Below are 13,061 nucleotides of genomic sequence, written 5' to 3'. Positions count from 1 at the left end.
AAGAAAGCATCGTACGTTATCCTTCATATATGCTCATTTTGATGTAATCAGCAATAGAAATCGTCATATTCGCTTGCAGATAATGCAGCAGTATAGGTGGTGAAAAAGTGGACTTATCAAAGAGGCAACAGCGGATTATAGAAATAGTAAAAGCCGACGGTCCCATCACGGGAGAGCAAATAGCAGATCAGCTAACTTTAACTCGTGCAACCTTGAGACCGGACTTAGCTATTCTGACAATGGCCGGCTTTTTAGATGCGCGCCCCCGTGTAGGTTATTTTTATACGGGAAAAACAGGTTCGGAATTATTAACAGAAAAAATCAAACGGTATAAAGTGCATGAATTTCAGCAAGTTCCTGTAGCTGTAAGTGAGAAGGTGTCTGTATATGATGCCATATCAACCATGTTTTTAGAAGACGTCGGTACGCTTTTTGTGGTGAATGAAAATGCCTGTTTAGTAGGGGTTCTTTCCCGGAAAGATTTATTACGTGCCAGCATGGGGAGCCAGGATTTAAGCTCAGTACCGGTTCCGATCATCATGACGAGAATGCCGAATATTACAGTCTGCCGCAAAAATGATTTGCTTATTGATGTAGCCCATCAACTTATATCCAGACAAATTGATGGTGTTCCGGTTGTAAAGGATACAAAAAATGGTCTCGAGGTAATCGGGCGGATTACCAAGACAACAATGACCAAACTGCTGGTGGAATTAACAATGGAAGATACAATTTAATTTTTAATGCAAAGGGGAGGATATCGAGATGGCTGAACAGCAAGTGATTTATGTGTTATCTGATTCTGTGGGGGAAACGGCTGAACTGGTCATTAAAGCAGGTTTAAGCCAATTTAAAAATGGAGATTATAAAATTCAGCGGATTCCTTATGTAGAGGATAAGGGAACCATTGATGAATTTTTACAACAGGCAAAATCGCATTCAAGCCTGGTCGGTTTTACGTTGATTGATCCGGAATTGCGAGCCCATCTCAATAAACGTTCCGTAGAATTAGATATTGAGGCAATTGATATTATGGGTCCGACAATGGATGCAATGGAACGGGTGTTTAGTGTTCAGCCCCGGCTGGAGGCAGGACTTGTCCACAAATTGGATGAAGATTACTTTAAGAAAATTGAGGCGATTGAATTCGCAGTGAAGTATGATGATGGAAGAGATCCTAGAGGTATAACCCGCGCAGATATTGTATTGATAGGTGTTTCCAGAACGTCCAAAACGCCCCTTTCTCAATTTTTGGCACATAAACGTTTTAAAGTAGCAAATGTTCCGATTGTACCCGAGGTGGATCCGCCGGAAGAGCTAATGATGGTAGATCCTAAAAAATGCATCGGTCTCCGTATATCTTCTGAAAAGCTGAACGGCATTCGAAAAGAACGTTTGAAAGCACTGGGGTTAGGTGACCAGGCAACTTATGCAAATGTGAGCAGAATAAATCAGGAACTGGATTTCTTTAATAATGTTGTCGGAAAAATAGGCTGTCCTGTCATCGATGTTTCCCATAAAGCGGTTGAAGAAACAGCTAACCAGATTATTAGAATGTGGCAAAAAAGAAATCAATAATCGTTTGAAAAGCATTCTGTATGCAACAATAACGGAATGTTTTTCTTTTTTTAATAGATTTGTAAACAAATTAATAGAAATCTATTAAAAAATATATTATAATGGTAAATCGTATGAGCAGATTTAAATGAAAATACAATTTTAATCATATTTTGCTCTGAAAAAGAAGGATTTTAAGCATCCTTTGTAGAAATTATGTTATGGCTATTTTTTTTGAGAATAAGAAAAAAATATGTCGAAAAATGAATGAAGAAGTCTATAAAGGAGGATTTTGTACAATCTCTCTAACAAAAAACAAAAAGAATAGTTGGTGGTAACTATGGCTAATCAAATACCTGAACCAATTATTGAAGAAGTAAAAAAATCCAGTGATATTGTCGATGTTATTGGAGAATACATGCAATTGAAAAAACAGGGTAGAAACTATTTTGGTTTATGTCCTTTTCATGGTGAAAACACACCTTCCTTCTCAGTGACCCAGGAAAAGCAAATTTTTCATTGCTTTGGGTGCGGGAAAGGCGGAAATGTATTTTCGTTTCTAATGGAAATGGAGAATTTCACATTTTATGAGGCATTAAAATATTTAGCAGATCGCAGCGGAGTAGAGCTGCCGGAATCCTCTATAAAGAAAGAATCCTCTATGTCGGAGGAAACGGAACAGATGCTCTCAGCATATGAATGGTTGACAAAATTATACCATCACCTCATAAAGTACCAGAAAGATGGGAAGGATGGATTAGAGTATCTGAAAAGCCGTGGGATTACAAATGAGACCCTGGAAGAATTTCAAATTGGATACGCACCGGACAAACGTGATTTCACGGCAACGTTTCTAACGCAAAAAGGGTACTCCAAGCCAATGCTTTTAAAAACAGGAATCGTGGCAGGAAATGACAGCAATGAGGTCATTGACCGATTTCGCGGCAGAGTTATCTTCCCAATACGGAACGCATTGGGACGCACTGTCGGTTTTGGAGGCAGAACGCTGCAGGAGGACAGCGGTCCGAAATATCTAAATAGTTCGGAAGGAGAACTTTTTCAAAAAAGTAAGCTTTTATATAATTTTGATTTAGCAAAGCGTCATATTCGAAAAGAAAATGAAGCTGTTTTGATGGAAGGCTACATGGATGTTATCTCCGCTTATCAGGCTGGAGTAAAGAATGTGGTGGCCACGATGGGAACGGCTTTAACTGAAACACAGGCAAAGCTTCTGAATCGCTACGCTGACACAGTTGTCATTTGTTTTGACGGAGACAGCGCCGGAATTGAAGCACGTTATAAAGCTTCTCTCTTGTTGCGGTCGGTTGGCTGCGGTGTGCGTATTGCGAATTTAGATGCAAAAGAGGATCCGGATAGTTATGTCCGGGAACATGGCGGAGAAGCATTTAAAGAAAGAGTGCTGCGGACAAGCGACAGTTATATGAGTTTCTTTATGCGGTATCAGCGCAGACATTTTAACTTACAGGTGGAAAGTGAACGTATAGAATATATCGAACGTGTTTTAAAAGAACTTTCCTTGATTGAAAGTGCGCTGGAACGGGAATATTATATTCAGGAATTGCATAAAGAATTTGGTTTGTCCCAAGAAGCCTTGATGAGTCAGCTTGCCCAGCATCAAAAAAGACTTCCTGCCTCGAAGGATAATCAAAGTAATAAGAGTTATACTAATTCATATGTATCTGTAAATAATAATAAATTATACCCCGCATATGTAAATGCGGAAAAAAGAATATTATCTTATATGCTTCAAGACGGTTATATAGCTGAAAAAGTACAAAATGAGCTTGGAGCAGGGTTTAATTTAAATGACCATAAAATTGTGGCAACACATCTATATGCATTTTATGAAGAAGGCAATTCACCAGACATCAGTTTGTTTTTGGAAAGGCTGTCTGATGAATATTTAAAGAATCAGGTTATTGAGTTAGCAATGTCCAGTGATGTACAGCATAGTACAGAAGAAGAAATTGATGATTATTTACGGATGATTCGTCGTGAAGCAAATCAAAGTCCAACGAAAAAGAACTTAAGAGAGCAGCAAAAAAGGGCGGAACAGGAAAATGATCCTTTGGAAGCCGCACGTTTGGCAATGGAGTTAATTGAACTGAAGAAGCAAACAAATGATAAGTAATTCAACAATTTGGAAGGAGGGGGACTCATGGCTGAACAAAAATCTTCACATATGAAAGAACCCGAACTGACATTAGAGCAAGCAAAAGAAAAATTGGTTGACATGGGTAAAAAACGCGGTACCCTTGCATATGAAGAAGTAGCTGACGGCTTATCCAATTTTGACATGGAACCAGAACAAATGGATGAATTTTATGAGTATCTGGAAGATCAGGGTGTCGATGTGATAGGTGAGTCTGAAGATGATCCCGAAATGCAAAAAATCGCAAAAGAAGAAGAAATTAATCTGAATGATCTCAGTGTACCACTGGGAATTAAGATTAATGATCCGGTCCGTATGTATTTAAAAGAAATCGGCAGAGTAGATTTACTTTCGGCAGCAGAAGAAATTGAACTTGCTTCCCGCATTGAAGAAGGAGATATTGAAGCCAAGAGAAGATTGTCTGAAGCCAACCTTCGTCTTGTTGTCAGTATCGCTAAACGTTATGTCGGCCGGGGCATGCTGTTCTTAGATTTGATTCAGGAAGGAAATATGGGTCTGATTAAAGCTGTTGAAAAATTTGACTACCGTAAAGGATTTAAATTCAGTACCTATGCAACCTGGTGGATCAGACAAGCCATTACCCGTGCAATAGCAGACCAGGCTCGTACCATCCGTATTCCGGTTCATATGGTGGAAACCATTAATAAATTAATTCGTGTACAACGTTCCTTGCTGCAGGATTTAGGACGTGAACCGACACCGGAAGAAATTGGGGAAGAAATGGAATTAAGTCCGGATAAGGTACGGGATATTCTAAAAATCGCCCAAGAACCAGTGTCATTAGAAACGCCGATCGGGGAAGAAGATGATTCTCATCTGGGTGATTTCATCGAAGACCAGGAAGCTGTTTCTCCATCAGATCATGCTGCTTATGAATTGTTAAAAGAACAGCTTGAAGACGTACTGGACACATTGACAGATCGAGAAGAAAATGTGCTTCGTCTGCGTTTTGGATTAGATGATGGCAGAACAAGAACGCTTGAAGAAGTAGGAAAAGTATTTGGCGTAACCAGAGAACGTATTCGTCAAATTGAAGCAAAGGCATTGCGGAAATTAAGACACCCAAGCCGGAGCAAACGATTGAAAGATTTTCTTGATTAAGAAGTCACTTTATCTTTTGTTGGCTATAAAAACAGGAATATGCAGGTTCTGAATCAGCAACTTGCATATTCCAATATTTATATAATAAAGGGTGTACAATACGATTCATGAAGTAACACCCCATGATGAATATATATGTATAGATTGAACTTCCGGGGTGGATGTATGAAAAATCAAGAAAAGAATCAATGGATTATCCAGGAGATAGTAAAGTGGAAAGAAAATCATTTGTTGCCGGAAGAACAATGTGATTTTTTATTGGCCTTATATACAAGAGGCGGAGAAATAGAAATGCCAACAGAAAAAAATACCTGGTTGCCAATATGGCGAAAACTTCATTTTGCTTTTATGTTAACGTTTTTGGTAAGCGTTATCTTTTTGGATTATTATTACGATGTAGCCTGGTATATCCTGGTGGGTATTGTAAGTGTGATTTTCATGATAAATGTTCTGATTTACTTAAACATGGGAGAGAATACATCACAACGATACCGTTACTTATTTCTATTTATGCAGTTATTATATATCTTGCAGCTATCTATCAGCATAGTTGAAGCCGCGGGTTTAGGAAGCTATATTCATATTGTTATTATGGCAAACGGAGCAGGATGGATTGTTTTCGGGTATGTAAGGAAACTGCGCGTTTTTAACTTTGCAGGGGCTGTGTTGATTGCGGCTCTCATGGTTTATACCTTTTTTTAGTAAAGACGGTTATCGTACGCTTTTACAGATGCCAAGTTTTATAATAAATATGTTGGATAAACCTTTAAAAATTTTTAGATTTCGAGTAAACTAATAGTAGTATTAATATATAATATTTGTATTACATAAGGAGGAAGCGTAATGAAAAAGAATCCGGTTATACCATATGCTATTATTGCCGGACTGGGGTTAATTGCAGTCATTATTATTTCAGTAGTTGGTATCGATCAGCGAGAAGCTATTCAAAACCCCGATGAAAATGGGGAAGAACAAGCAGAGGAAGGCGCAGAAGAAGGCGGCGATTCTGATTCTGCTGACGCTGGTGAAGAAGTGTTTCAAAATAACTGTGTAACTTGTCACGGGGAAGACCTGGCAAGCGGTTCTGCACCAGACTTAACAGAAGTAGGCGGCAGGTATTCTCAGGAAGAAATCGCTGACATTGTTGAAAATGGAACAGATGGGGGTATGCCCGCTTTTCCTGAACTACAAGGCGATGATTTAGATGCACTGAGTGAGTGGCTAAGTGAGCATCAATAATATATAATGGAAGAAATGAAAGCTTTCTGATTCGTACAGAAAGCTTTTCTTATTGTGCAAAGTAAAAGGAGAACAACGAATGAACTCAAATGTTTCACTTTCTAACCGTTTGAAAATAGTTGCCGGTTATTTACCGCAAGGAGCCTGTTTCGCAGATATTGGTTCAGATCACGCTTATCTGCCTGCTTACGTCTGCCAAAAAGACCCGGAAGCAAAAGCGATTGCCGGAGAGGTCAATCAAGGTCCCTTTGACAGTGCTAAAAAGACAGTTCAATTTCATCAATTAGAAGAACAGATTGAGGTTCGCTTAGGCGATGGGTTAACTGTCTTGAGGGAAGGAGAAGCAGACCAGATTGTTATTGCCGGAATGGGCGGTGCATTGATTACTTCTATTTTAGAAACACAAGCATCGATTGCTGAGTCTGTAGACAGAATCATTGCTCAGCCTAATGTAGATGCCAGAGAGGTCAGGCGATGGTTTGATCAGCATGGTTTTACATTGATAGCAGAAGAAATTATGGCCGAACAGGGCCATATTTATGAAGTGCTGGTTGCTGACCGGCAAATAAATGTTTTTTCGCCATATAACGATAATGATCAGATAAAAGAAAAACAATTTTTGTTGGGTCCTTATTTAGTAAATGAAAAGAACGATGCGTTTATCAAGAAATGGACATGGGAAAAAGCAAAACTGGAACGGATTATTTCACAAATGCAGCAGGCAAAACAAGTGAACTATGAAAGAATGTCTGAATTTCAAACTGAATTAAACTGGATGAAGGAGGAGCTTTATTATGAAGGAACAAACGATGAAACATGCTGATTTTTTTCAAATAATGGACAAGTGGGCGCCGAAAAGTCTTGCCTATCATTGGGACAATGTCGGTTTGCAGACGGGGCGATTCCACGATGCTACCTCTAATATACTGATTACGCTGGATGTAACAGAGGACGTGGTTGATGAGGCAGTGGAAAAAGGGGCCAATCTAATTATTGCACATCATCCCTTATTGTTTCAGCCTTTAAAACAGATTAATGTGGACCATCCGAAAGGAAGAGTGGTGCAAAAACTGATGAAAAACGATATCACGGTTTTTGCGGCCCATACGAATTTAGATGTGGCAGAAGGTGGCGTCAATGATTTATTAAGCGAGGCGATTGGTTTACACGTTAAAGAGCCATTGGAAGTTTTGGATCACGAGTCTTTGCTTAAAATCGTTGTTTTTGTACCGGATACACATGTCGAGGAATTACGTGATGCCTTAAATGAAGGTGGAGCAGGGCAAATCGGCGATTACAGCCACTGTACTTTTCAAAGTCCAGGCCAAGGTACATTTCGTCCATCAGAGGAAGCAGATCCGTATATTGGCACGCAAAATGAACTGACGTATGTAGATGAGAAAAAGCTGGAGGCAGTTGTCCCGAAAAAAGAGCTTGATAAAGTGATGAAAGCAATTATTTCTGCCCATCCTTATGAAGAACCAGCTTATGATATTTATCCATTGGAGAATAAAGGTGCTTCTTTTGGGATCGGCCGCTTTGGGACACTGGAACAATCCGTATCCATGAAAGCATTTATTGAAATGGTTAAAAAGAATTTAGACATGCCACAAGTACGTGTTTCTGGTAATATAGAAAAGAATGTAAAAAGAGTTGCTGTTTTGGGCGGCAGCGGGGAGAAATATGTAAGTCATGCGCTTCGAAAAAAAGCGGATGTATATATTACAGGAGATATGACATTCCATGCTGCTCAAGATGCAGAGCAGATGGGGCTGACTGTCATCGACGCCGGTCATTATATCGAAAAGATTATGAAAACAGCGACACAGAATAAGCTGATACAGGAAATTCCTGCATTCCAGTCAAAAGTTTATGTATCGCAAGTAAATACAGATCCATTCGTATTTATATAAAGTGATAGGACATTCCGTGGGGATTTTAAGGCGTGCTACTGTTTTGGAGAGGAAAGTAAGTGTCGTCCATCTCATGGCATCGCGCTTTCTCATCACCCATTACATCTTATTTGGAGGTTACGCTATTTTTGAAGTGGGAATCTTACAAGCAGTTTCACGGCAATAAAATAGATGGAACTTTTACTTAAAGGAGGGAAATAAATGGGAAAAACATTTACAGAATTATCTCTGGGGACGGATATGCAGCGTGTTATTCAAGAGCTGGGATTCAAAAACCCGACAGAGATTCAAGAACGAGTCATTCCTGCCATTTTGAATGATAAAAGTGTGATTGGCCAATCGCGGACCGGATCAGGTAAATCACATGCCTTTTTATTACCATTGTTTCAAAAGCTGGATGAAAATCAAAAGAAAGTCCAATTTGTTATTACTGCTCCAACGAGAGAGTTGGCAACACAACTTTATAATGAGGTAAGAAAAATCATTACGATTGCAGATAAGACAGAAGATTGGACGGCAAAACTGCTTGTCGGCGGTACAGATAAACAAAAAGCGGTGGAAAAATTAAAAACACCGCCAATGATTGTTGTTGGGACGCCTGGGAGAATTTTGGATTTAGTCAAGGATGGTGCATTATCCGTTTATAGCGCAGAGTCCTTTGTTATTGATGAAGCGGACTTAATGCTTGACTTGGGTTTTATTGAAGAAGTCGATCAATTATTAGTCCGCTCTAAACAAGATATACAGCTGCTTGTTTTCTCCGCAACAATTCCGCAGCGTCTGCAACATTTCTTTAAAAAATATTTAAAAAACCCGGAATATATTAAAATGGAAGAGCATTTTTCACCGGAGGCAATGGAACACCGCCTTATCCGAAAAAAACATCGGGACGTGGCACAGATTATTTGGGATATTTCCCAGACAACTCACCCCTATTTGGCATTGATTTTTACAAATGGGAAAGAACAGGCTAATGAATTAGCAGATAAGCTTCAAGAGTATGGATTAAATGTCGGGGTGATTCACGGCGGTTTAACACCGAGAGAAAGAAAACGGGTGTTAAAAGATATTCAGCAATTACGATATCAATATGTAGTCGCAACCGATTTAGCTTCTCGGGGAATCGATATTAAAGGAATCAGTCACGTTATTAATGCGCAGCTTCCGAAAGAAGAGCATTTTTATATTCATCGGGTCGGCAGAACTGCCCGGGCTGGACTGGAAGGAACGGCTGTCAGTATTTATTCTGAAGAGGATGCCCGTCTGATTGAACGATTAGAACAAAAAGGACTGGAATTCTCCTTCATGGAAGTAAAGCAGGGAGATTGGATAGAAGATAAATCCTGGAACGAAAGACAGCGCCGTAAAACCGTGGATACCAGTACGGACCGGGAAGCATGGAAACGGGTGAAAAAGGCAAAGAAAGTAAAGCCGGGTTATAAGAAGAAACAAAAGTATCAACAACAGCAAATTAAAAGACAGCTGAATAAAGAACAAAACAGGAAAAAACGCTAGGAGGAATAGAGATGGTGAAAATAGGTTCTCATGTTTCCATGAATGGTAAGAAAATGTTACTAGGTTCTAGTGAAGAGGCGGCTTCTTACGGAGCAAATACATTTATGATCTATACAGGTGCGCCGCAAAATACGAGAAGAAAGCCAATTGAAGAATTAAATATTGAAGCAGGACTGGAGCACATGAACGCGCATGGAATATCTGATATTGTCGTGCATGCACCATATATTATTAATATCGGTAACACTGTGAAGCCGGAGACCTTTGAATTAGGTGTGAATTTCCTAAGAAGTGAAATCGAGCGTACAGAAGCTCTGGGCGCTAAACAAATTGTGCTTCATCCAGGGGCACATGTTGGGGAAGGTCCGGAAAAAGGCATTCCAAAAATTATCGAAGGACTAAATGAAGTACTGGAACAGAAAAATGATGTACAAATTGCTTTAGAAACAATGGCTGGAAAAGGATCTGAAATGGGTCGTACATTTGAAGAACTTGCTGAAATTATTTCCGGGGTCACGCATAATGAACATCTATCCGTTTGTCTGGATACGTGCCACATTCATGACGCAGGGTATGATGTGGTGAATGACTTTGACGGTGTACTAAATACATTTGATAAAATTGTTGGTTTAGACCGCCTGAAAGTCGTTCATGTTAATGACAGTAAAAATGACCGCGAAGCTCATAAAGACCGTCATGAAAACATTGGGTTTGGTTACATCGGCTTTGATGCACTTCACAAAGTTGTTCACCACCCGCAGCTCAGTGAATTGCCTAAGATTCTCGAAACCCCTTATGTAGGCACAGATAAGAAGAATAAAAAAGCGCCATACAAGTATGAGATAGCGATGCTGCGTGAAGGGACTTTCCAAGAGAATTTAAAGGAAACGATTATGGAAGGTTAATACCGTATAATGACAAAAAAGATGAGTACCCTTATTCATGGGGATACTCATCTTTTTTATTCATCTAAAATAAATGCTCCATACCATATGATTTAATAACTTCATCCATTAACTGCTGTGCTGCTGCTGCGGTTTTTGGATCAGTAATGTTTGCAAGCTCCATCATAAATCGATCACGGTCAGCCTGATTAAATGGATCAGGAGAAGAAGCCCTTAAATAATTCACAATCTGATCAGCCTGCATGCGTGTAATGGAAAAACCATATTCGCCACTATAATGCAAAATCTCATCTGGGGTTAATTTACGTAGTTTATTTTTAATCATTTCTTTTATAAAAAAAGACATGTCATCACTCCTTTTGAATATCCTCTTATATTCATCAACCATGTAAATATATGCAGAAAACAAAACAATTATACCATTCTTTGTTAAAAATGCCGCATGATGCCTGTATGAAAAGTTGTTAACTCCGTAAGCTAATGATGAAAGTCTAAAAAGGAAGGAGATTATCTGATGCGCGATAATGAAAAAAACGATCATGTTCAGGGTGCACCGAATCATGGACAAAGACCGGAGCATGGACATACAGACGATTCATTAGACAGTAAAAGAATGGAAGAATTTTCAGCGGAACTTACTAGCTCCGATTTGCCGGATATCGAAGAGGAAAAAAGCTTTAACCCAGGAACATTATATGGATGGGGAAGTATTATTTTAGCTGTTATTTCTTTTTTTATTTGGCCGATAGTATTAGGAGCGGCCAGTATTGTATTCGGTTTTGTAGCACGAAGCAGAGGAACAAATATCCTTGGCCTCATTGGTATTATAGCAGGGGCTCTTTCCATCATTTCCGCATTTTTTGTTATACCATTTTTCTCCTAGGCTGAATTTCAGCCTTTTTTTATTGACTCAACTTCCCCCTTAAGAATAAGCATATAACCCTTGCTGTTCCAAGATGAACATATCGCTATTATCATGCTTGCTGACCATGATGCACCACGAAAAATTTGTTCTGTCTAATCGACCTTTTATTTGTTGAGCTATTGCAACCGCATCGAATATCCTACTAGCGTTCGCCTTACACTGTACCTTCTATTTTTGCCTACAGTTGTATGAAAAAAACAATCAACCCCTGTTTCGATGGAGGAAGCAAGTAATAAGTATCGGGTCAACACTTTGACATGTTGAACCGTTAAAACGGCAGCTTGTCCTTGAGTGAATTTGTTATGCTTTTAATTTTCAGTTTGAAATTGAGGGAAGTAGTAAATTTCATGGACAAGAATTTCGTTGGAAGAAGTGGTTGGATTTAATGATTCAAAAGTTGTTAGTATGTTTTCAACCGATACGGAAGAAACAGATACTGTTTGAATCTCCTCCGTAATACTGAGTACGGTGTCCCCAGGACGGACTTTGACCGGAACAGCTTCAAAAGATGGCATTTCCGCATGTTCGTCATTGGAAAAAGAGATTGTTTCGTCAGAATGAGATAAGTCTTGAAAAATGCTGGCTGCCACTAATATAATAAAGGTAATTAGGGAAAATCTACGTAAAAATGCCATAAAAATTCTCCTTTAATGAAACTATTTATTTACCTCAAACGTACATATAGATATAAGCAGGTTATGAGAGGGTGTGACGTGTATGGATATTGTTGAATTACAATGGATTGGATTTCTTGCTTTATTTTTTGGAACATTATTTATATTAGGTGAAATATTTGTGAACATGCGTGGCATTTTTGGCGTGTTGGGATTGGGATTTATAACTGTTTATTTTACCGTATATACAGAAACAGATTCTGTCTTACTCATGTTTATTATATACTTCCTGGGAATATTACTGATAATCATTGACGGGAAAGTATTGAACGATGGTACGTTGGCAACGATTGGACTGGTCATTATGATTGTTGCTGTTGCATTGCCGCAGCCGGATTTTGTAAATGGCCTTTATGCAGTAATCAGTATTTTCGTTGGGGCATTTGCCTCCTTGGCATTTTTAAAAGTGTTTAAGCGTAGACAGATGTGGACGAAAATCGCTTTAATGGACCAGCTTACAAATGAGCAGGGTTACAGATCGCTCAGCGAAGAATATGAAGCGTTATTAGGCAAAGAAGGGGTCGCTTTGACAGATTTCAGACCTTCCGGCACGATAGAAGTAGATAAAAAACATTACAGTGCTGTATCTGGCGGGCGCTGGATTAAAAAAGGCACACCGATTAAAGTGGTTGCCGTCGATGGAACGAGTGTCCGGATAGAAGAGCGGCATAAAGGATAATTGAATAGAAAAACATGGATACAGGGTTCATTTGAAATGAACCCTGTATTTATACGTGTGCCAGGCATGTGCACATTCTCTAGGGTTAAAGTCCCGAATCACGAAGGCAGTAGTAGTGGTTAGCTCAAGACAAGGGTGTCTGGGGGTGACCCAGAATCTGAAGGAAGTCGGCGGCAAACCCCCGCCCTTAGGAACACAAACTTCATAGAAGGCTAGATGTACTTGGGTGAGACTGCATAACAAGTCAAAGCCCTTACTGCCAAAGGGTGCATAGAGTAAATGAAGAAGGGATATGGGGAGGAAGAGTGTGTACTTACCCTGGGAGGTCTGATAGAAATGCGGTACACATGCCGTAACTG

The 13,061-nt window shown here is 39.4% G+C and carries 14 protein-coding genes; 12 read left to right on the top strand and 2 right to left on the bottom strand.

Going from position 1 to position 13,061, the window contains the following annotated elements:
• Positions 1–107: 107 nt before the first annotated feature.
• The 10 genes from ccpN to B7E05_RS13125 all read left to right on the top strand — a co-directional run bounded on the left by ccpN (position 108) and on the right by B7E05_RS13125 (position 10,424).
• A complete protein-coding gene (ccpN, locus tag B7E05_RS13170; protein ID WP_080874631.1) occupies positions 108–737 on the top strand; it encodes a transcriptional regulator CcpN in 630 nt (209 codons plus the stop codon).
• 28 nt (positions 738–765) lie between these two features.
• Positions 766–1,578 carry a pyruvate, water dikinase regulatory protein gene (locus tag B7E05_RS13165; protein WP_080874630.1) on the top strand — a complete coding sequence of 271 codons (813 nt, stop codon included), beginning with the start codon at positions 766–768 and terminating at the stop codon, positions 1,576–1,578.
• A gap of 319 nt (positions 1,579–1,897) precedes the next feature.
• On the top strand, positions 1,898–3,709 hold the full coding sequence (gene dnaG / locus B7E05_RS13160) for a DNA primase (RefSeq protein WP_080874629.1): 1,812 nt from the start codon (positions 1,898–1,900) through the stop codon (positions 3,707–3,709).
• Between the two features lie 27 nt (positions 3,710–3,736).
• Positions 3,737–4,852 (top strand): RNA polymerase sigma factor RpoD, encoded by a 1,116-nt coding sequence (rpoD, locus tag B7E05_RS13155; RefSeq protein ID WP_080874628.1) that lies wholly within the window; start codon positions 3,737–3,739, stop codon positions 4,850–4,852.
• Positions 4,853–5,017: 165 nt separating this feature from the next.
• Positions 5,018–5,554 carry a hypothetical protein gene (locus tag B7E05_RS13150; protein WP_080874627.1) on the top strand — a complete coding sequence of 179 codons (537 nt, stop codon included), beginning with the start codon at positions 5,018–5,020 and terminating at the stop codon, positions 5,552–5,554.
• Positions 5,555–5,695: 141 nt separating this feature from the next.
• Positions 5,696–6,091 (top strand): c-type cytochrome, encoded by a 396-nt coding sequence (locus tag B7E05_RS13145; protein ID WP_080874626.1) that lies wholly within the window; start codon positions 5,696–5,698, stop codon positions 6,089–6,091.
• 79 nt (positions 6,092–6,170) lie between these two features.
• Positions 6,171–6,914, top strand: coding sequence for a tRNA (adenine(22)-N(1))-methyltransferase (locus B7E05_RS13140; RefSeq protein ID WP_080874625.1), 744 nt, complete (start codon positions 6,171–6,173; stop codon positions 6,912–6,914).
• Positions 6,886–8,004 carry a Nif3-like dinuclear metal center hexameric protein gene (locus B7E05_RS13135; RefSeq protein WP_080874624.1) on the top strand — a complete coding sequence of 373 codons (1,119 nt, stop codon included), beginning with the start codon at positions 6,886–6,888 and terminating at the stop codon, positions 8,002–8,004. The genes B7E05_RS13140 and B7E05_RS13135 overlap by 29 nt, the downstream gene beginning before the upstream one ends.
• Positions 8,005–8,205: 201 nt before the next feature.
• Complete coding sequence (locus tag B7E05_RS13130; protein WP_080874623.1) at positions 8,206–9,519, top strand: DEAD/DEAH box helicase; 1,314 nt, start codon at positions 8,206–8,208, stop codon at positions 9,517–9,519.
• An 11-nt stretch (positions 9,520–9,530) separates the two neighbouring features.
• Positions 9,531–10,424 (top strand): deoxyribonuclease IV, encoded by an 894-nt coding sequence (locus B7E05_RS13125; protein WP_080874622.1) that lies wholly within the window; start codon positions 9,531–9,533, stop codon positions 10,422–10,424.
• A gap of 64 nt (positions 10,425–10,488) precedes the next feature.
• On the opposite strand, the gene B7E05_RS13120 is transcribed toward B7E05_RS13125, so the two are convergent.
• Complete coding sequence (locus B7E05_RS13120; RefSeq protein WP_080874621.1) at positions 10,489–10,770, bottom strand: DUF2624 domain-containing protein; 282 nt, start codon at positions 10,768–10,770, stop codon at positions 10,489–10,491.
• Between the two features lie 168 nt (positions 10,771–10,938).
• Between B7E05_RS13120 and B7E05_RS13115 the strand changes: the two genes are divergently transcribed.
• The gene (locus tag B7E05_RS13115; protein WP_080874620.1) at positions 10,939–11,307 is read left to right on the top strand and encodes a hypothetical protein; all 369 of its coding nucleotides are present in this window, start codon (positions 10,939–10,941) and stop codon (positions 11,305–11,307) included.
• Between the two features lie 350 nt (positions 11,308–11,657).
• On the opposite strand, the gene B7E05_RS13110 is transcribed toward B7E05_RS13115, so the two are convergent.
• Complete coding sequence (locus tag B7E05_RS13110; RefSeq protein ID WP_080874619.1) at positions 11,658–11,984, bottom strand: hypothetical protein; 327 nt, start codon at positions 11,982–11,984, stop codon at positions 11,658–11,660.
• 82 nt (positions 11,985–12,066) lie between these two features.
• Between B7E05_RS13110 and B7E05_RS13105 the strand changes: the two genes are divergently transcribed.
• On the top strand, positions 12,067–12,702 hold the full coding sequence (locus B7E05_RS13105; RefSeq protein ID WP_080874618.1) for an NfeD family protein: 636 nt from the start codon (positions 12,067–12,069) through the stop codon (positions 12,700–12,702).
• The last annotated feature ends 359 nt before the right edge of the window (positions 12,703–13,061 follow it).

Origin of the sequence: Oceanobacillus timonensis (assembly GCF_900166635.1) — a bacterium.
GTDB lineage: Bacteria > Bacillota > Bacilli > Bacillales > Amphibacillaceae > Oceanobacillus > Oceanobacillus timonensis.
The sequence above is the reverse complement of the archived record's forward strand: the minus strand, read 5'-3'. Positions and strand labels throughout refer to the sequence as shown.

Excerpts from the sequence above, each read along its gene's own strand:
- B7E05_RS13165 (WP_080874630.1), top strand. The coding sequence starts at position 766 with ATGGCTGAACAGCAAGTGATTTATGTGTTATCTGATTCTGTGGGGGAA.
- dnaG (WP_080874629.1), top strand. The coding sequence starts at position 1,898 with ATGGCTAATCAAATACCTGAACCAATTATTGAAGAAGTAAAAAAATCC.
- rpoD (WP_080874628.1), top strand. The coding sequence starts at position 3,737 with ATGGCTGAACAAAAATCTTCACATATGAAAGAACCCGAACTGACATTA.
- B7E05_RS13150 (WP_080874627.1), top strand. The coding sequence starts at position 5,018 with ATGAAAAATCAAGAAAAGAATCAATGGATTATCCAGGAGATAGTAAAG.
- B7E05_RS13145 (WP_080874626.1), top strand. The coding sequence starts at position 5,696 with ATGAAAAAGAATCCGGTTATACCATATGCTATTATTGCCGGACTGGGG.
- B7E05_RS13140 (WP_080874625.1), top strand. The coding sequence starts at position 6,171 with ATGAACTCAAATGTTTCACTTTCTAACCGTTTGAAAATAGTTGCCGGT.
- B7E05_RS13135 (WP_080874624.1), top strand. The coding sequence starts at position 6,886 with ATGAAGGAACAAACGATGAAACATGCTGATTTTTTTCAAATAATGGAC.
- B7E05_RS13130 (WP_080874623.1), top strand. The coding sequence starts at position 8,206 with ATGGGAAAAACATTTACAGAATTATCTCTGGGGACGGATATGCAGCGT.
- B7E05_RS13125 (WP_080874622.1), top strand. The coding sequence starts at position 9,531 with ATGGTGAAAATAGGTTCTCATGTTTCCATGAATGGTAAGAAAATGTTA.
- B7E05_RS13120 (WP_080874621.1), bottom strand. The coding sequence starts at position 10,770 with ATGTCTTTTTTTATAAAAGAAATGATTAAAAATAAACTACGTAAATTA.
- B7E05_RS13115 (WP_080874620.1), top strand. The coding sequence starts at position 10,939 with ATGCGCGATAATGAAAAAAACGATCATGTTCAGGGTGCACCGAATCAT.
- B7E05_RS13110 (WP_080874619.1), bottom strand. The coding sequence starts at position 11,984 with ATGGCATTTTTACGTAGATTTTCCCTAATTACCTTTATTATATTAGTG.
- B7E05_RS13105 (WP_080874618.1), top strand. The coding sequence starts at position 12,067 with ATGGATATTGTTGAATTACAATGGATTGGATTTCTTGCTTTATTTTTT.